Genomic DNA, 240 nt, shown 5'->3' with positions numbered 1-240 from the left:
CCAATATTTCTTCAAGTGGGATTCGCTCCTTGAGAATCCTTTCAATGGCAGCTGAATCTTTTGGTGTTAACATCAACCCACCTTTTCGTGATAAGTACTTTTCTTCGATTTGCTGGAAAGGAGTTAGATCATTTTCTACTGAGGCTCTCTTTTCCTCTTCTTCTTTAATTCTTAAATTCTTTAATTCTTGATATAGTTCCGACTTCGTACCGCTTTCGTTCCGTCTTCGTTCTGCGATAG

At 38.8% G+C, this 240-nt stretch carries 1 protein-coding gene; it reads right to left on the bottom strand.

Going from position 1 to position 240, the window contains the following annotated elements; genetic code table 11:
- Positions 1–240, bottom strand: a 240-nt coding sequence (locus SB771_RS36700) for a hypothetical protein (RefSeq protein ID WP_410722246.1), incomplete at both ends; no start/stop codon positions are given.

Source organism: Burkholderia sp. SIMBA_051 (assembly GCF_046534915.1).
GTDB classification, from domain to species: domain Bacteria; phylum Pseudomonadota; class Gammaproteobacteria; order Burkholderiales; family Burkholderiaceae; genus Burkholderia; species Burkholderia ambifaria.
Note: the sequence above shows the minus strand (reverse complement) of the source record. Positions and strands in the feature narration are given on the sequence as shown.